Raw genomic sequence first — 16341 nt, 5'->3', positions numbered from 1 at the left:
AAACACGGCCGCGCCGCGTACGGGGCAAGCGCGATGCAGTCGATTGATAAGACACACCCACGAGGACCTGAACTATGCATATCCATCCCGTCATTCTTTGCGGCGGCAGCGGCACACGACTGTGGCCTATGTCGCGCGGCGGTTACCCGAAGCAGTACCTGGCGCTGACCGGCGAACACACGCTGGTCCAGCAAACCGCGTTGCGCCTGCGCGGCATCGGTGATGTCACCGCGCCGATCGTCGTCACGAACAACGAGCAGCGTTTTCTTGTCGCCGAGCAGTTGCGCCAGGTCGACGTAGGTTCGTCGCGCATCGTGCTGGAACCGGCGAGCCGCAATACCGCGCCGGCCATCGCGGTGGCCGCGCTGCTCGCATTGCGCGACGCGCCCGACGCGTTGCTGCTGGTGCTGCCGTCCGATCACGTGATCGCCGGCCAGGCCGCGTTCGTGAAGGCGGTCGAAGCGGCAGCGCAGATCGCGAAGGACGGGCGTCTGGTCACGTTCGGCATCGCACCGACCGAGCCGCATACCGGCTACGGTTACATCCGCGCGGGCGCGGCGCTGATCGACGGCACGCAGAGTTTCGCGGTCGATTCGTTCGTCGAGAAGCCCGATGCCGCAACGGCTCAGCGCTTCATCGATGAAGGCCGTTACTACTGGAATAGCGGCATGTTCATGCTGAACGCGTCGACGTATATGGACGAGCTGCGCCGCTACGAGCCGGAGATCGCGCGTCAGGCCGAGCTGTCGCTGCAGAGCGCGCAGCAGGATCATGATTTCGTGCGACTCGATGCCGAGGCGTTCGCGGCCAGCCCGAACATTTCCGTCGACCACGCGGTGATGGAGAAGACCCAATGCGCGGCCGTCGTCGCGGTCGCCGATCTCGGCTGGAACGACATCGGTTCGTGGACCGCGCTCGCCGACATCGCCGAGCGCGATGCGCAGAACAACGCGCTGATCGGCGACGTGCTGACCGATGCGGTCAGCAACTCGTATATTCGCGCCGAGCATCGGCTCGTGGCGGCGATCGGGCTCGAGAACGTCGTGATCGTCGAGACCGCGGACGCGGTGCTGGTCGCGCATCGGGACCAGGCGCAAGACGTCAAGAAGATCGTAGCGCAGCTCAATGCGATGGGGCGTCACGAGTCGGTCACGCATCGCCGCGTGGTGCGGCCGTGGGGTTCGTATGAAGGCATCGATAGCGGCGAGCGCTTTCAGGTGAAGCGGATCGTCGTCAATCCGGGCGCGCAGCTGAGTCTGCAGATGCATCACCATCGCGCCGAGCACTGGATCGTCGTGAAGGGCACCGCGCTGGTGACGAACGGCGACAAGGAAATCATGCTGACCGAAAACCAGTCGACCTATATTCCGCTCGGCGTCACCCACCGGCTGCTGAACCCCGGCAAGATTCCGCTCGAGTTGATCGAGGTGCAGTCGGGCGCGTATCTCGGCGAGGACGATATCGTGCGGTTCGAGGATACGTACGGGCGTGTCGCGAAGGTTTAACGCTCTCGACGTTTAGTGTTGGTGCTGTGATAGAAGGCCACCGGTTGAAAGACCGGTGGCTTTTTTTATGCGCGCTGAGCGGATGCGGGGAGCGACTCAATGCATGCGAGGGATCAGCATCGGGTAGATGATGGGCGGGAAATCAACGTGTATGGACCTATAAGCACAGTGATCTCGCAGGGGAACAGGCCGTGAGGTGTGCCTTTATCCTAATTCGTCCGGCATGAGCCGAAATATGCAATAGAAATGAAAAACCTGGAAGCATTGTTAATATCTGTCAAAAATGTTTTATCTCAATTTAAAGTCATTGACCGTGTCGCGTTTTAGATGGTTAATTCGTCGGCTGTGTGTTCTGGAAAAAACAGCAGAGGTCAGATGGGACAACAGAAACGGGATGATGCAGTGGGCAAGGAAGAATGCTTGCGTCGCGGTTCAGCTATTCAGTCTACTCGAACTTCCCGCCAATGCCGTCCCGCAATGGCGGAGAACGTCGAAATCGGTGAATTCTTTCTGCGGAATAGGTTTTGGTTGTATTCGATCTGAACCATGACGCGGAGGGTCACTGCCGCTGCTCTTTGCGTGCTCATTGGTCTGACGGCCTGAGAGCGCGAATTAACCTATGGGAGGATCCAATGTACGAAAGGATGCGCTCCGCAGAGGCGATCATCGCAGAAATGAAGGCTCACTTTGCGGATATGTTCGAGGGATCAGATGACTGGGAATGTCTTGATTGTCGTATTACATTCAAGATATACAAAGAGTGGCCTGATATGCCTCAGGCAATGACGATGAACCCGAAATCCGGGGAGTGGATTCGGATTGATGCGATCAAGACTCTCCCATCCGGTTACGACATGAGGCAGGCTTTAGGGGAAGGCGAGGGATGCCTCTGTCGCAATCGACCTGCGGGCCCGTTCGATGAACGGTTCCTCGTAAAGGATGAAGAAGGCAGTCCAGTCACGAATGTGCGCTACCGCATTTTCGCCAACGGTAAACAGATTATTGCCGGTGTGACAGATTCAGACGGATGGACAGAGCGGGTTGTCACGCCGGGACTGAAATTCGTAGAACTGAAAGTGGAGAGTTAAGACATGGACATCAATCAGTATGGATTCAGAGTCCCCACCGAAGATGAAGATGGCGAGTGGGTGCTTGTTCATCAAGGTGCCGTGACTAACACGAACCTAGGATCATTTGTAGAGGTAGTAATTAACGCCAAGCCAATCTGCCCGAACATGACCAATCAGGAGTTTAGAAAGGAAGTCATGCGGGCCCGCGACATCGGCATCGAGTTAATCAAAAGACGCATTGAGGGCTTGGCGCGCTGGGACGACAAAGAGCAGGACCGCGTAACAACTTTTTTGCACGTGCGAACGAGGATATAAGAAAAGTACTTAGCGATGGGCTGCCGCGATTGCTCGCAGCAATGCAACAACTGGTCCCTGAAAAGATCGTACGATTTGATAGTAAAACGAGCAGGAAGCTGTCATGCGTAGTCAACCCGGATTCAGGTGTCAATCACGCAGCAGTCTGTAAACCCGATTCGGAAAAGCGGGTCATCGCCCTCTACTCGAGGTATTGCGAGAGTCCATTTGGCTTACTGCATGGCACGTGCAAGATAAAGACGGTAATCCATGAATGTACCCACTTCACGGACACGTTCAATTCGCAAGACTGGGCTTATGCCGACAAGGAAACAAGCCTGCGGATATTCGCGGAGAATCATCCGGAAAAAGCGATTGAGAACGCAGACAACATAACTGGATATATAGCGAATTTCGACAAAGTAATACTATGATCAACAGGAAAAAGACCGCTCGGTACCACGTACTGGTCGCTGCGCTCGCCTTGTCCGCTGGTCTTTGTGAACCGGTTCGCGCAGATGGCTCGTTGGATACTGTGGAAAAGCGGCCATCCAGCACGGGATGCCGCTTTTTGTACAACGTGGAGCTTGAGCTGCCGTTCAACACTACCGCGCTTTCCGAGGGAAATCGGCGCTTGATTTCAGACGCGGTCGGCAAGGCGAAAAAATGGCCCGATGTGCAGATTCAGGCCATCGTAATCGCCGGCGCGTATATTGGCGAGCGCGATCTGGACATATTACAGGACCGTCGCGGCGAGGTAGTGAAAGCGTATCTGAGGAAACTTGGAATTTTGGGTAAAAATATCTATGTCGAACCTAAGACAATGACGGATGTCCATGTGGTGAGGCGGTCGGACGGCGAACTTGCTGTTCGGCAAATCGAAATCGAGTTAACTCCGTTATGCAAAGGGGGAGACTGCCGGTGGATGTGCGACGATCCGCGGCTATGGCCAGATCCGGGGCCTTCTAACCTGAAATAGCATAAGGACAATTCGGAAATGGTGGTGCGCGGTTAGACTTTTTGTGGGCAATGCACCTGCGGTCTGTAAACCTGATTCAACAACGCGCATCATTGCGATATGACACGGTCGCAGCTATGGCATGGCTGCCAAGTTTTGACGCTTATTCATGGACGCACGCATTTCACAGAGGCATTCGATTCAATCGATGATATGTACGGCGTCAGCATTGGTCTTTCGTACTGGGCGCAGGACCATCCTGAAGGCGTAAGGAATGCGGATAGCCTGGCGTGTTACGTCGAAATGAACGACTGAGGATAGTTTCATGGAAAGGAAACGTTTCTTGCGGCGGGGAACGCGCTCCCTTGTGGCGCTTTGCTTTGCTGTGAGCGCGGGTAATGCAATTGCTTGCACCGTTTCGGAGGATATGACAAGCAGCTTGCTACTCAATTCAACGGAAATTCCGAATTCTGAACGCATCAAGATTGCGGATATGATGCTCGCTGCGAAGCAATGGCTGAACGTCGAAATCAGAGGCATTGTCTATGCCGGCGGATATATAAAAGAGCGGAGCCCAAAGGAAATAGCAGCGGAGCGCGCCGCGAACCTCAAAAGCTATCTGGTTCAACTTGGCGTAAAGGAAAAAAATGTTTGGGTCGATACGAGAATCATCAAGGAACCAGACGTTGATGATAAAGAAAATGCGGCGCTCGATCAGATATCAGTAACCCTTGTTCCGATATGCGACGGCGGCTGCGCACGACTTTGCGACGATCCGCGCGTAACGCCGACGAGTAAGGCTATCAAGTAGGTCATCCAGCCCGAAGGTGGAGAAGAATTAGTACAGCGCAAGATCGCCTTCGCACCCAGCCCCCACCACAAGCGCACAATACCCCAACGCCCACCCCGAACCGCCACGCCAAGGAGCCCCCATGACCCAGCCCAAGCCCATCGAATACCCCGACGCGCCGCCCGAAGTCAAAGCCGTCTATGACGACATCAAAGCCACCCGCCAGGTCGACGACGTGAACAACTTCTGGAAGTACATCGCGCAGCATCCGCCGACGCTCGCGCGCACATGGGACAGCCTGAAGGAAGTGATGGCGCCCGGTGCGCTCGATCCGCTCGTCAAGGAGCTGCTCTATGTCGCGGTCAGCGTGACGAACAACTGCGGCTATTGCGTCGCGAGCCACACGGCCGCGGCGCGTCGCGCCGGCATGACCGACGAGATGTTCGGCGAGCTGCAGGCAATCGTCGGGATGGCCAATGAAACGAACCGGCTCGCGATCGGCTATCGCGTGCCGATCGATCCGGCCTTCGAGTAAGTGCACGAAACGCGCGATGCGGCCCGGTCGTACCGACTCGGGCCGCATGCAAGCTTGCGCCGTCGTACGCAACGGCGCGAGGCCCGGGCTCACAACGGCACGATCTTGCCCGGCCCCGGATGGCAGACCGGGGTGTAGACCGGGCCACAGCCGTTATGTACCGGTTCCCAGGGGTTGTAGTGGGGCGGGTTGTAGTGCGGCGGCTTTTCGCCGAAACACGACGGCGGATATTCGCGCGTGAAGCACGAGTGGCCGCCGCGCACGGACTGTGAAGCGGCGTGGTCGAGTTCGTCGCAGCGCGACAGATCGGCAAGGGTCAGGATGGTCATGATGAATCTCCGGCAACGTTGGATGGGCATCGAGCGCGCAAATGCTTTGCGCTCGGCTGTACCGGTTGCACGCACCATGCCATACGGCGCGATTGACCGTCTGTACTGGCTCCAGCGCTGATCGACTGCATCTGCGCAGCCGAAAACTGATCGGCGTCGGCCAACTTGCGTCAGGCCGATGTCGTTCAACCGACAACACGTCGGCCGATCAGCGCCTGACCCATCCCGCGAGCAATGCCGGTAGCTCGGCCATTTCCCTGAACACGTGCACCGCCCCCGCGCCATGCAACGCGGTCGCGCTGCTGTGACCTAGGTGCGTCGGGCAATAGCCGAACACGGTCGCGCCGGCCGCGACGCCCGCGGTCGCGCCCGTCACCGTATCCTCGATGACCGCGCAACGGGCCGGGTCGACGCCGAGTCCCGCGGCGGCAGCGAGATAGACATCGGGAAACGGCTTGCTGCGCGGCATTTCGTGGCCGCTAAAAATGCGTCCGTCGAAGCAGTCGAGAATGCCAGCCTTCACCAGTTGCAATTCGATCTTCACGCGATCCGCGCCCGATGCCACCGCAATGCGTCCGTTCAAAGTCTGCCGCAGCGCGCGCACCGCGGCGGGCGCCCCGTCGATGGCGCGCAACGCGTGGTCGAGCGCCACGTTGCGACGCGCGCGGAACTGCGTCAGCCACTCGGCGGTGATCGCAAAACCGGTGCGCGCCTCGATCAACGCGGCTTCGTCCTTGACCATCTTGCCGACGAAAATGCGCATCGTCTCTTCGACGCTCAGATGCCAGCCGAGCTCGCCGAGCATCTCGGTGAGCACGCGGTTCGTGATGGGTTCGGAATCGACAAGCACGCCGTCGCAGTCGAAGAGCACGGCGTCGAAAGGAAAATCGGGCATCGGGAAGGACACAGAAGGTTCGCGAAGCGGATGAGCATACCTCATCGGTCCGCACCGTCGACGAGCGCACAAGAAGTCTCCCGCTGATTTTTTCTGCGATACAGCGACGGATTTTTCTCGCTACAGCGTTCAAGTAGAAACGGCCCAAGTTTCGGGCGCCGTGTTTTTCGGCTTTGAAGGGAGAAACCGACATGAACACCAACCGCATGATTCGTCTGCTGGGTTCGACGCTCGCTGTCGCGCTGTGCTGCGCGGCCACGCTAACGTCCGCGCCGGCATCCGCCCAAGTGATGATCGCGCCGATGGTGCCACCGCCGCCGCCGCGCGTCGAAGTCGTGCCCGCGCCGCGGGCCGGCTATGTGTGGGATCAGGGCCGCTGGCGCTGGCAGCATGGCCAATACGTGTGGGCGCCCGGCCACTGGCAGCCGGTGCGCGCCGGCTATCGCTGGGTGCCCGGGCATTGGGCGCAACGCGGGCCGCACTGGCGCTGGATCGAAGGACATTGGGCTTGAACGGGATTGGCGATGAAAACACTCGTGATGATTCTGCTGGTGGCCTCGCTCGCCGGCTGTGTGGTCTATCCGGCACGTCCGGCCTATTACCGGCCGGCGGTCGTCGTATATTGACCGCGTACCTGATACCAGGCGGCTTAGCGGCTTAGCGGCACGAAACCATAACGATACGACGACAGCTTAAGGAGCGGCGGCAAGTGAACGACGTTGATCCCGCGATGCGGTCCGCACGCGAAAGCGCGCGCGCGATGCCGCGACGGAACCGCGCGCCTTGAGCGACGTGCCGCCCGATCCGGATGCCGAGCTGATCGCGCGCGTGGGCCGCGAGGAGCCCGGCGCGGTCCGCTCGCTGGTCGCGCGCAAGCTGCCGCGGCTGCTCGCGCTCGCTACCCGCATGCTCGGCGATCGCATGGAAGCGGAGGACGTCGCGCAGGAGGTGTTCGTGCGAATCTGGAAGCAGGCGGTGCGCTGGCGTGAAGGCGAAGCGAAGTTCGACACATGGATGCATCGGGTCGCGCTCAATCTTTGCTATGACCGTCTGCGCGGCCAGCGCGAAGACCCGCGCGACGAACTGCCCGACTCGGCCGATCCCGCCGCGTCACCCGACGCGCAGCTCGAAGCACGCGCCGACCACGCGCGCGTGCGTGCAGCGCTCGCCGCGTTGCCGGCGCGACAGCGCGAAGCGCTCGTGCTGACCTATTACCAGGAAATGTCGAACGTCGACGCTGCCGCCTTGATGGGCGTCAGCGTCGACGCGCTGGAAAGTCTGCTGACCCGCGCGCGCCGCGGTCTGCGCGCTCGACTGGCCGACAGCGGCCTTAGTAAGGACAAGTCATGACGCCCGAAAGATTCCATCAGATCGTTGCAGCCTACGGCGCCGACGCGCGCCGCTGGCCCGAGCGCGAACGCGAAGCCGCGCAGGCGTGGGCGCGCGCGCATCGCGTAGAAGCCGACGCGGCGTTGAGCGACGCGGCCGGCCTCGACGCTTGGCTCGCCGCCGACCGGCTCGAGCCGCCGAGCCTCGAACTGCAGCGCCGCATCATCGATGGCGCGCCGTCGCGGCGGCCGACCGCGCGCTGGCGCCTGTGGTGGTCGGGCGCGGCGGTAGCCGGCGTCGGGCTGCTCGGCGGCGTGGCCGGCGCGTTCGCGGTGTCGTTTTTCGTGCTGACCGAAAACGCGCCGGTCGTGCATGAAGCCTCGTATCTGACTTCGAGCTTCGGCGGCACCCCCGCCGATTGGAGCGGCGAATGAACGGGCGCTCGTGGAAATTTGCGCTGCTGGGCTCCGCGGTGCTCAACGTATTCCTGCTCGGTGCGATCGCCGGTGGCGCGTATCAGTGGTTTGCGGCGCACGGTGCGAATCAGGGGGCGGCGGTGCAGGACCCGCGCGCGCTGCGGTTCGCCGCCGAGCCGCTGTCGGCGCAGCGGCGGCAAGCGTTTGTCGACGGCCTCAGGAACGCGCGTCGCGACGCTCGGCAGTATGCGCGCGAGGGGCGCGAAGGGCGGCGCGAGGTGCTGCGTCTGCTGGCCGCGCCGCAATTCGACCGCGCGGCGCTCGATGCTGCGCTCGCGCGCACCCGTGCGGCCGATAGCAGCCTGCGCGCGAGGGTCGAAGCGAGCGTCGCCGATTTCGCGGCGACGCTGACCCCCGAGGAGCGCGTCGAATTCGCCGAGAGTCTGAAGCTGCGCGGGCAATGGCGCGAAGCGCAGTCCGGGCCGAACGCGAAGAAGCCGGCCAACGCCGAGCAAAGCGCTTCGGCGAATGCGGCATCGGGCAAATAAAAAACGCGCGCGACAGCGACGGATTTCGGCGTGCCGGCCGTTTAACGGATAGGCAGGCGACTTAGCCGCCGACGAGGATCGTATGGCCAACTCACCGAACCTGAATGCCGCGGCGATCGCACTGAACCGCTTCGGCCTCGGCGCGCGCGCCGACGACACGCCGCCCGCCGATCCGAAAGGTTGGCTGCTCGCGCAGTTCGAGCAGTATCAGCCGCGGCCGGCCGCGTGGGCGAACCAGCCCGATTCGATCGCGTTGTCGACGCAGCTCTTGCAGCAGCGCATGCGGATCGAGCAACAGGCGAAACAGCAGGCGGGCGAGGAGAGCAACTCGAGCCCGAATGCGACCAACGGTGCAACCAGCATCGCCGGCAACGCCGCGGCGGCCAGCCAGACCGACGCGCAAGCTGCGAGGCAATCAGAACGAAAAGCGCTGCGCGTCGAAATACGCGATATGTACCGCTCGTCGGTTAACGCGCGCGTGGCGAGCGCGCTGACCACGCCCACTCCGTTCATCGAACGCCTCGTGCATTTCTGGGCGAATCACTTCGCGGTGTCGACGGAAAAGCCTGGCGTCGCGGCGCTCGCCGGCTCGTTCGAAGCGGAGGCGATTCGCCCGCACGTGCTCGGCCGTTTCGAGGAGATGCTGGTGGCAGTCGAGCGTCATCCGGCCATGCAGCTGTTCCTCGACCAGACCCGTTCGGTCGGCCCCGACAGCATGGCCGCGCTTCGCGCCGCGCAACGCAATCCGGACAACAAACGCGGGCTCAACGAGAATCTCGCGCGCGAGATCATGGAGCTGCATACGCTCGGCGTGCGCAGCGGCTATCGCCAGGACGACGTGACCGAGTTCGCGCGCGCGCTGACCGGCTGGAGCCTCGTCGGCAATCCCGGCAACGGCGGCGCCAACGCCAACCGCCGCGCGCTGGAGCAGAACGGCGAACCCGGCAGTTTCGTGTTCCGCTCGGCGCTGCACGAGCCGGGCTCGCGCACGATCATGGGACGCCGCTACGACCAAGTCGGCGAGCAACAGGCGCTCGCGATCCTGCATGACCTCGCGCACGCGCCGGCCACCGCGCAGCATATCGGCACCAAGCTCGCGCGCCATTTCGTCGCCGACAATCCGCCGCCCGGCGTCAGCGATCGTCTAGCGGATGCGTTCGCGCGCAGCGACGGCGATTTGCCGACCGTCTATCGCGCGCTGATCGATATACCGCAAGCGTGGTCGGCCACCGCGTCGAAGTTCAAGACGCCGTGGGAGTGGACCATTTCGTCGATGCGCGGACTCGGCTGGCACGACCTCGGCAATCTGCAGAGTGCGCCGATTCTCACGCAGCTCGGTCAGCCGGTGTGGCGTCCCGGTTCGCCCGCCGGCTACGACGATATCGCCGCGAGCTGGGCCGCGCCCGATGCGCTCGTGCGCCGTGTCGAGGTCGCGCAGCGTTTTGCCGCGCGCGTGGGCGACCGGCTCGATGCGCGCTCACTCGGCCAGACCTTGCTGGCTGGCTCGCTCAGCGAGCCGACGGCGACGGCGGTGTCGCGCGCGGAAAGCGCGTCGACGGCGATCGCGCTATTGCTCGTATCGCCCGACTTTCAACGGAGATGAATGCCATGCTGTCACGCCGCCAGTTTCTGAGCGTCGCCGCCGCCGGTGCCGGCGCGCTGTTCGTATCGCCGCGCATTGCGTTCGCGCACGTCGCGACCGAGCGCCGCTTCGTGTTCGTGATTCAGCGTGGCGCAGCCGATGGCCTGAACATCGTCGTGCCGTATGCGGACCCCGCGTATGCGACGTTGCGCGGATCGCTCGCCATCGATGCGTCGCAAGCACCGCATCTGGACGGCACCTTCGCTTTGCATCCGGCGCTCGCGCAGATGGCGAAGCTGTACGCGCAGCGCGAGGCGCTGTTCGTGCACGCGGTCGCGTCGCCGTATCGCGACCGCTCGCATTTCGACGGACAGAACGTGCTGGAAACGGGCGGCACGTCGCCATATCAGATGAAGGACGGCTGGCTCAACCGGCTCGCCGCGCAATTGCCCGCCACCCGCGAAAACGCCATTGCGTTCGCGCCGACCGTGCCGATGGCGCTGCGCGGTCCGGCCACGGTCACGTCGTACGCGCCGTCGGCCTTGCCGCAGGCGCCCGACGATCTGCTCGCGCGCGTGTCGCAGCTGTACGAGCAGGACGCACAGTTGCGTCCGCTGTGGGAATCGGCGATGGCCGCGCGCGGTCTCGCGGGCGATGCCGGCGCGCGTCAGGATCCGGCGAGCCTCGGCAAGCTCGCGGCCAGTTTTCTGGCGCGCGACGACGGTCCGCGCATCGCGATGATCGAGACCGGCGGATGGGACACGCACAGCGCGCAGAACGCGCGGCTCGCGAATCAGTTGAAGGCGCTCGACACGATGCTCGCGGCGTTGCGCGACGGCATGGGGCCATCGTGGATTAACACCACGGTACTGGTCGCCACGGAGTTCGGCAGGACCGCGGCCGCGAACGGCACGGGCGGCACCGATCATGGCACCGGTTCGGTCGCGATGGTGTCGGGCGGGGCGGTGCAGGGCGGACGCGTGATCGCGGATTGGCCGGGACTCGCGCCGCATCAGCTGTATCAGTCGCGCGACCTGAAACCGACCGCCTCGCTCGATGCGTTGATCGCCGGCACCGCGAGTGAAAGTCTCGGGCTCGATCCTGAGCGTACGGCGGCCGCGCTGTTCGGGCGGACGATCGCGGGCAGACCGATGACGGGCGTCGTGCGTACCTGATGCGCTGATGATTGCGCTCGATCCGGAGCGCACCGCGGCCGCGCTATTCGGCTGGACGATCCGCAGGCTCGCGGCGCTCCGCTCACAAGTCGGCTTCCGAGGCTCAGCTCCCGCCACTTCCGCGGGAGGGCAGGTTCAATGTGAGCTTGTTGGTCACCGAGGTCACGCCCGGCACGCCTTTCGCGACGTCGGCGGCCTGCTGGATCATGCCGCCCTCAGGCACCGAGCCGCTCAACGTCACCGCGCCGCCGCGCGCCCGCACGAACACGTTCGATACATTGAAGCCCGGCGCTCTACCTAGCGCTCGCCGCACGTCGCGGCCCAGCTTGCGATCCGCCGCACGCGTGGCTTTTGCATTCGTGGCCGGCGCGGCTTGCATGTCGGCGGGCGCTTGCGCGTCGCTCGCCTGGGCATAGGCGCTGGATGCGGTCGCCACGCACAATGCAATACCGAGCGCCTTCAAAAGATTGACTGATTTCACGTTTTTGTCCTCCTCGATAACTTGATGTCGCTTCGTTGCATGTTGGAAACGCCGCGCTTTGTCGAGCAGGTCTGGACTCTGGGAAGCGCCTGTCTTATAGAGGACTGCCGGTTTTGGCGCTTCCGGCGCGCTTAAACGATACTCCTCGCGGGGCGGCCATGCGAAAAAATCGATGACGGATGAAATGTGCGTCGTCTTGGTTTCGTGACGGCGAGGTACGGGCGCGAGCGTATGACGCAGCGGGCTATAAGCGCGGACGAGCGGCTACCAGTTTGTCCCAGAACGATGGCGGTAACGAAATACTCGAGTCTCCTCGACCGCCATCTCCGCGGGAGAACTCGACGGACGGACCGAGATAACCGGGCGGCGAATACGGATTCAGCGAGTATCGCAGGCCCATATCGCACGTCAATAGCCGTCGATCGAGCGATGAACGTTGCCGTCCACACCCGCCACGCGCATCCCGCTATTTGCCTGTAAGCTTTCGTTGACGGTTCGCGCGCAAGCTGCGCGACTCGCCGTGGCGGTTCACGATTCGCAGACGCAACTCGTACGTTATCGTCAACTTTTTGAGGGGATATCAGTGATGAAGACCTTCGCCATTAAACGAATCATGCTCGGGGTTTCGGTCGCCGCACTGGTGGCCGGCACGATCCCGCTCGCGTTCGCACAGGGTTCGACGGACGCCGCAACTCAAGAGGGCGCGACGGCGACCACCCCAAAGCCAACCAAGGCCGAACGTAAGGCGGCGCGCAAACAGGCTCGCGCGAAAAAGAACGCCGAACTGAAGAAACTCGAAGACGCGGGCTACCAGCCGGCGCAGAACGATCCGAACTATCCGGACAAGCTGCAGGCAGCCCAGAAAAAGGCCGGCGTTGGTGCGCCTGCCAGCCAATAACGAACAGGCGGACGCCCGGCGCGGCATGCATCGTTGATGAGGCGCCGGGCAGTGGCGAGGCGTGATCATGGCAACCCGGCATGAAGTGAAACGCTACAAGGCGAATCTTTCCGACGAACTGCATAGCGCCGCCCTCTACGAGACGCTCGCGAACGTCGAGAAAGACGAGACCCGCAAGCAGGTCTATCAGGATCTCGCACAATCCGAACACAGCCACGCGCAAGTGTGGGCCGACAAGCTCAGAGCCAACGGCATCGAACCGAAAGGCCGAGGGCATGCGGTCAAAACGCGTCTGATGAAGGGGCTCGTGCGCCTGTGCGGCGCGGACTTCGTGCTGCCGACGCTCGCCGCCGCCGAATACGCGGACCGCAACAAATATCAAGGCCAACGCGACGCGGGCCGTATGTCGGCCGATGAACATCATCACGCGGCCGTCGTGCAGACGCTCGCCGGTACCGGCAATGGCGATCTGTCGCCCGGCGCGCGGATTGCGTCGGCCGAATCGTGGCACAAGGGCGCATCGTCGGGCAACGATCTGCGCGCGGCGGTCCTCGGCGCGAACGACGGCCTCGTGTCCAACTTCTGCCTGATCATGGGCGTCGCGGGCGCGGGCACCGGCAACAAGGCGATCCTGTTGACCGGCCTCGCCGGGCTGATCGCCGGTGCCTGTTCCATGGCGCTCGGCGAATGGCTGTCGGTCACCAACGCACGCGAACTCGCGAGCACGCAGATCGCGAAGGAAGCCGAGGAGATCGACGAGCAGCCCGAAGCGGAGGAGCATGAGCTTGCGCTGATCTACCGCGCGAAAGGGCTCGACGCGAACGAGGCGAAACGCGTGGCGTCCCAGATGATGCGCAACAAGGACAAGGCGCTCGACACCCTCACGCGCGAAGAGCTCGGTCTCGATCCGGCAGAGCTGGGCGGCAATCCGTGGTCGGCGGCGGGGGTGTCGTTCTGTTTGTTCGCGCTTGGCGCCATTTTCCCGGTGATGCCTTTTCTGTGGACGCATGGCGTCAGCGCGATCGTGCAGTGTGTCGTGCTGAGCATGCTGGCGCTCGCGTCGATCGGCGTATTCACGTCGTTGTTCAACGGGCGCAGCGCGGGGTTTTCGGCGCTGCGGCAGATCATCATCGGGCTGATCGCGGCGGGGTTTACGTTCGGCGTCGGCCGCTTGCTGGGCGTGTCGATTTCCTGAGCGGGGCGCCTCGCGGGCGCCTGGCGCTCGCCGCCGTTGCGGAGCACTATCTGCTCTGGCGCGACACACTCGGCGTGCCGGCCCAATCCGCGCCAATCCCTTATCCCACAAGGCTGTCGTCGCCGCGTCGAGCGCTCGCGCCGCGGCCGGGTGTCGCATTTCCTCATGTGGTTGTCGCAATTAGTCGGCCAGCCGTACTTTTTTCTGGCAACTATGTAGGCACAGCGCGGACGGACGTCCGCACGCGAGGAGAGCATCCGATGAATTCCCCCAAGGTCGTGGTCGAAGGACTGTGCAAGGTGTTCGGCACCAACCCCAAACAGGCGCTCGCGATGCTGGCCAGCGGCGCCACGAAAGAGGAAGTGTTTGCCCGCACCGGTCAGATCGTCGGCGTCCACGACGCGTCGTTCGAGGTTCGCGAGGGCGAGATCTTCGTGCTGATGGGCCTGTCGGGCTCGGGCAAGTCGACGCTGATTCGCCTGATCAATCGGCTCGTCGAGCCAAGCGCCGGCAAGGTGCTGATCGACGGCCGCGATGTCGCGAGCGTGCCGCGCGCCGAGCTCACCGCGCTGCGCCGCAAGGACATGAGCATGGTGTTCCAGTCGTTCGCGCTGATGCCGCAGCGCAGCGTGCTGGCCAACGCGGCGTTCGGGCTCGAGGTCGCGGGCGTCGGCCGCAAGGAGCGCGAGGCGCGGGCGCTGACGGTGCTCGAACAGGTTGGCCTTGCGCCGTTCGCGCAGAAACTGCCCGCCGAGCTGTCAGGCGGCATGCAGCAGCGCGTCGGGCTCGCCCGCGCGCTCGCGGTCAACCCGTCGCTGATGATCATGGACGAGGCGTTCTCCGCGCTCGATCCGCTCAAGCGCAAGGAAATGCAGAACGTGCTGCTCGAATTGCAACGCGAGCAGCAGCGCACGATCCTGTTCGTGTCGCACGATCTGGAGGAGGCGATGCGCATCGGCACGCGCATCGCGATCATGGAAGGCGGGCACGTCGTGCAGATCGGCACGCCACAGGAAATCATCAAGAATCCGGCCGACGACTACGTGCGCGCGTTCTTCGAAGGCATCGACACGAGCCGCTATCTGACGGCCGGCGATCTGATGCAGACCGATGCCGTGCCGTTGATGCACTCGCCGCACATCGACGCGTCGAGCGTCGCCGCGATGCTCAACGGCAGCGCCGACTACGCGTTCGTGCTCGACAGCGAGCGCCGGATCCGCGGCTTCGTGTGCCGCGATGCGACCGGCAGCGCGTCGCCGCAGCTCAACCAGATCGAATGCATCCGCCGCAGCACGCCGCTCGACGACGTAGTCGAGCGCGTGGTGGCGAGCCACGCGCCGCTGCCCGTCGTCGAAGCGGACGGCTCCTACTGCGGTTCGGTCAACAAGACGAACGTGCTGAACGTTCTCACGCGCCATCGAGGCTCCCATGTCTGAAGTCATTCCACTTGGCGCCTGGGTCGATCACGGCGTTCACTACCTGCTCGATCACGATGCGAAAACCTTCGACACGATCGGCAAGGTCATCGAGAGCTTTGCCGCGGCGGTCGAGCACGGTTTGCAGGCCGTGCCGATGTGGGCGCTGATGGCGTTCTTCGTCGGCATCGGCTTGTGGCGGGTCGGCTGGCGCTTCGCGTTGTTTACGCTGGCGGCGCTGCTGTTGATCTATGGCACCGGCTTCTGGGATCAGATGGTGATCACGCTCGGCCTCACACTGTCGTCGACGGTAATCAGTCTCGTGCTCGGCGTGCCACTCGGCATCTCGATGGCGAAGAGCCGCACCGTCGAAATGATCGTGCGCCCCGTGCTCGATTTGATGCAGACGATGCCCGCGTTCGTTTATCTGATTCCGGCCGCGATGCTATTTGGCCTCGGTCGCGTGCCGGGCATCCTGTCGACCGTGATCTTCGCGATGCCGCCCGCGGTGCGTCTGACTGCGCTCGGCATCAAGCACGTGAATCGCGAAATCGTCGAAGCGGGACAGGCGTTCGGCTGCACGCCGTGGCAACTGCTGTACAAGGTACAGTTTCCGAACGCGCTGCCATCGATCATGACCGGCGTGAACCAGACCATCATGATGGCGCTGTCGATGGTGATCATCGCGTCGATGGTCGGCGCGGGCGGCCTGGGCAACGACGTGCTCGCGAGCATCCAGCGGCTCGATATCGGACTCGGCTTCGAAAGCGGGATGTCGGTCGTGATGCTGGCGATCATTCTGGACCGCATCACCGAGAGCTTCGGCCGCGCGCCGGGCAAGGCGCGCGCACCGCTATTCGCGGGTTTGCGCAATGCGCTGAAAGTGCGCCGCGAGCCGGCGGCGCAACACGGCTGATGCGCTGATC

20 protein-coding genes are annotated in these 16341 nt (G+C 63.2%); 17 read left to right on the top strand and 3 right to left on the bottom strand.

Going from position 1 to position 16341, the window contains the following annotated elements; translation table 11 throughout:
• Positions 1-74 precede the first annotated feature (74 nt).
• The 7 genes from BJG93_RS22410 (at position 75) to BJG93_RS22380 (ending at position 5152) form a co-directional block, all read left to right on the top strand.
• Entirely contained in the window at positions 75-1505 is a 1431-nt protein-coding gene (locus BJG93_RS22410) for a mannose-1-phosphate guanylyltransferase/mannose-6-phosphate isomerase (protein WP_027196427.1), read from the top strand.
• Between the two features lie 632 nt (positions 1506-2137).
• Positions 2138-2593, top strand: coding sequence for a hypothetical protein (locus BJG93_RS22405; RefSeq protein ID WP_027196426.1), 456 nt, complete (start codon positions 2138-2140; stop codon positions 2591-2593).
• A gap of 3 nt (positions 2594-2596) precedes the next feature.
• Positions 2597-2890: a hypothetical protein gene (locus tag BJG93_RS22400; RefSeq protein WP_027196425.1), complete on the top strand. Its 294-nt coding sequence runs from the start codon at positions 2597-2599 to the stop codon at positions 2888-2890.
• Between the two features lie 41 nt (positions 2891-2931).
• A complete protein-coding gene (locus BJG93_RS22395; protein ID WP_231337588.1) occupies positions 2932-3303 on the top strand; it encodes a M35 family metallo-endopeptidase in 372 nt (123 codons plus the stop codon).
• On the top strand, positions 3300-3848 hold the full coding sequence (locus BJG93_RS22390) for a hypothetical protein (protein WP_231337587.1): 549 nt from the start codon (positions 3300-3302) through the stop codon (positions 3846-3848). The genes BJG93_RS22395 and BJG93_RS22390 overlap by 4 nt, the downstream gene beginning before the upstream one ends.
• Before the next feature lie 304 nt (positions 3849-4152).
• Complete coding sequence (locus tag BJG93_RS22385; RefSeq protein ID WP_027196424.1) at positions 4153-4638, top strand: OmpA family protein; 486 nt, start codon at positions 4153-4155, stop codon at positions 4636-4638.
• Between the two features lie 121 nt (positions 4639-4759).
• Positions 4760-5152 (top strand): carboxymuconolactone decarboxylase family protein, encoded by a 393-nt coding sequence (locus BJG93_RS22380; RefSeq protein ID WP_027196423.1) that lies wholly within the window; start codon positions 4760-4762, stop codon positions 5150-5152.
• A gap of 89 nt (positions 5153-5241) precedes the next feature.
• On the opposite strand, the gene BJG93_RS22375 is transcribed toward BJG93_RS22380, so the two are convergent.
• Positions 5242-5481, bottom strand: a complete 240-nt coding sequence (locus tag BJG93_RS22375) for a hypothetical protein (protein ID WP_027196422.1) — start codon at positions 5479-5481, stop codon at positions 5242-5244.
• A gap of 208 nt (positions 5482-5689) precedes the next feature.
• Positions 5690-6376, bottom strand: coding sequence for an HAD family hydrolase (locus BJG93_RS22370; protein ID WP_027196421.1), 687 nt, complete (start codon positions 6374-6376; stop codon positions 5690-5692).
• 191 nt (positions 6377-6567) lie between these two features.
• On the opposite strand from BJG93_RS22370, the gene BJG93_RS36235 reads away from it, so the two are divergent.
• The 6 genes from BJG93_RS36235 (at position 6568) to BJG93_RS22335 (ending at position 11426) form a co-directional block, all read left to right on the top strand.
• Complete coding sequence (locus tag BJG93_RS36235) at positions 6568-6888, top strand: YXWGXW repeat-containing protein (RefSeq protein ID WP_027196420.1); 321 nt, start codon at positions 6568-6570, stop codon at positions 6886-6888.
• 271 nt (positions 6889-7159) lie between these two features.
• Positions 7160-7726 (top strand): RNA polymerase sigma factor, encoded by a 567-nt coding sequence (locus BJG93_RS22355; RefSeq protein ID WP_027196418.1) that lies wholly within the window; start codon positions 7160-7162, stop codon positions 7724-7726.
• The gene (locus BJG93_RS22350; protein ID WP_071336645.1) at positions 7723-8139 is read left to right on the top strand and encodes a hypothetical protein; all 417 of its coding nucleotides are present in this window, start codon (positions 7723-7725) and stop codon (positions 8137-8139) included. The genes BJG93_RS22355 and BJG93_RS22350 overlap by 4 nt, the downstream gene beginning before the upstream one ends.
• Positions 8136-8669: a periplasmic heavy metal sensor gene (locus BJG93_RS22345; protein ID WP_027196417.1), complete on the top strand. Its 534-nt coding sequence runs from the start codon at positions 8136-8138 to the stop codon at positions 8667-8669. The genes BJG93_RS22350 and BJG93_RS22345 overlap by 4 nt, the downstream gene beginning before the upstream one ends.
• Before the next feature lie 82 nt (positions 8670-8751).
• Positions 8752-10272, top strand: a complete 1521-nt coding sequence (locus BJG93_RS22340) for a DUF1800 domain-containing protein (protein WP_027196416.1) — start codon at positions 8752-8754, stop codon at positions 10270-10272.
• 5 nt (positions 10273-10277) lie between these two features.
• Positions 10278-11426: a DUF1501 domain-containing protein gene (locus BJG93_RS22335; protein ID WP_027196415.1), complete on the top strand. Its 1149-nt coding sequence runs from the start codon at positions 10278-10280 to the stop codon at positions 11424-11426.
• Positions 11427-11529: 103 nt separating this feature from the next.
• On the opposite strand, the gene BJG93_RS22330 is transcribed toward BJG93_RS22335, so the two are convergent.
• A complete protein-coding gene (locus BJG93_RS22330) occupies positions 11530-11907 on the bottom strand; it encodes a BON domain-containing protein (protein WP_027196414.1) in 378 nt (125 codons plus the stop codon).
• A gap of 586 nt (positions 11908-12493) precedes the next feature.
• Between BJG93_RS22330 and BJG93_RS22325 the strand changes: the two genes are divergently transcribed.
• The 4 genes from BJG93_RS22325 (at position 12494) to choW (ending at position 16331) form a co-directional block, all read left to right on the top strand.
• The gene (locus tag BJG93_RS22325; RefSeq protein WP_027196413.1) at positions 12494-12805 is read left to right on the top strand and encodes a DUF4148 domain-containing protein; all 312 of its coding nucleotides are present in this window, start codon (positions 12494-12496) and stop codon (positions 12803-12805) included.
• 67 nt (positions 12806-12872) lie between these two features.
• A complete protein-coding gene (locus tag BJG93_RS22320) occupies positions 12873-14000 on the top strand; it encodes a VIT1/CCC1 transporter family protein (RefSeq protein ID WP_027196412.1) in 1128 nt (375 codons plus the stop codon).
• A 260-nt stretch (positions 14001-14260) separates the two neighbouring features.
• On the top strand, positions 14261-15436 hold the full coding sequence (locus BJG93_RS22315; RefSeq protein WP_027196411.1) for a quaternary amine ABC transporter ATP-binding protein: 1176 nt from the start codon (positions 14261-14263) through the stop codon (positions 15434-15436).
• A complete protein-coding gene (choW, locus tag BJG93_RS22310) occupies positions 15429-16331 on the top strand; it encodes a choline ABC transporter permease subunit (RefSeq protein ID WP_027196410.1) in 903 nt (300 codons plus the stop codon). Before BJG93_RS22315 ends, choW begins: the two co-directional genes overlap by 8 nt.
• The last annotated feature ends 10 nt before the right edge of the window (positions 16332-16341 follow it).

This window comes from Paraburkholderia sprentiae WSM5005 (assembly GCF_001865575.2).
Lineage (GTDB): Bacteria > Pseudomonadota > Gammaproteobacteria > Burkholderiales > Burkholderiaceae > Paraburkholderia > Paraburkholderia sprentiae.
Note: the sequence above shows the minus strand (reverse complement) of the source record. Positions and strands in the feature narration are given on the sequence as shown.

Bases quoted from the DNA above. Each gene is read 5' to 3' on its own strand.
- choW (WP_027196410.1), top strand. From the start codon at position 15,429: ATGTCTGAAGTCATTCCACTTGGCGCCTGGGTCGATCACGGCGTTCAC.
- BJG93_RS22345 (WP_027196417.1), top strand. From the start codon at position 8,136: ATGAACGGGCGCTCGTGGAAATTTGCGCTGCTGGGCTCCGCGGTGCTC.
- BJG93_RS22340 (WP_027196416.1), top strand. From the start codon at position 8,752: ATGGCCAACTCACCGAACCTGAATGCCGCGGCGATCGCACTGAACCGC.
- BJG93_RS36235 (WP_027196420.1), top strand. From the start codon at position 6,568: ATGAACACCAACCGCATGATTCGTCTGCTGGGTTCGACGCTCGCTGTC.
- BJG93_RS22400 (WP_027196425.1), top strand. From the start codon at position 2,597: ATGGACATCAATCAGTATGGATTCAGAGTCCCCACCGAAGATGAAGAT.
- BJG93_RS22320 (WP_027196412.1), top strand. From the start codon at position 12,873: ATGGCAACCCGGCATGAAGTGAAACGCTACAAGGCGAATCTTTCCGAC.
- BJG93_RS22390 (WP_231337587.1), top strand. From the start codon at position 3,300: ATGATCAACAGGAAAAAGACCGCTCGGTACCACGTACTGGTCGCTGCG.
- BJG93_RS22315 (WP_027196411.1), top strand. From the start codon at position 14,261: ATGAATTCCCCCAAGGTCGTGGTCGAAGGACTGTGCAAGGTGTTCGGC.
- BJG93_RS22385 (WP_027196424.1), top strand. From the start codon at position 4,153: ATGGAAAGGAAACGTTTCTTGCGGCGGGGAACGCGCTCCCTTGTGGCG.
- BJG93_RS22395 (WP_231337588.1), top strand. From the start codon at position 2,932: ATGCAACAACTGGTCCCTGAAAAGATCGTACGATTTGATAGTAAAACG.
- BJG93_RS22405 (WP_027196426.1), top strand. From the start codon at position 2,138: ATGTACGAAAGGATGCGCTCCGCAGAGGCGATCATCGCAGAAATGAAG.
- BJG93_RS22410 (WP_027196427.1), top strand. From the start codon at position 75: ATGCATATCCATCCCGTCATTCTTTGCGGCGGCAGCGGCACACGACTG.
- BJG93_RS22335 (WP_027196415.1), top strand. From the start codon at position 10,278: ATGCTGTCACGCCGCCAGTTTCTGAGCGTCGCCGCCGCCGGTGCCGGC.
- BJG93_RS22380 (WP_027196423.1), top strand. From the start codon at position 4,760: ATGACCCAGCCCAAGCCCATCGAATACCCCGACGCGCCGCCCGAAGTC.
- BJG93_RS22350 (WP_071336645.1), top strand. From the start codon at position 7,723: ATGACGCCCGAAAGATTCCATCAGATCGTTGCAGCCTACGGCGCCGAC.
- BJG93_RS22370 (WP_027196421.1), bottom strand. From the start codon at position 6,376: ATGCCCGATTTTCCTTTCGACGCCGTGCTCTTCGACTGCGACGGCGTG.
- BJG93_RS22325 (WP_027196413.1), top strand. From the start codon at position 12,494: ATGAAGACCTTCGCCATTAAACGAATCATGCTCGGGGTTTCGGTCGCC.
- BJG93_RS22375 (WP_027196422.1), bottom strand. From the start codon at position 5,481: ATGACCATCCTGACCCTTGCCGATCTGTCGCGCTGCGACGAACTCGAC.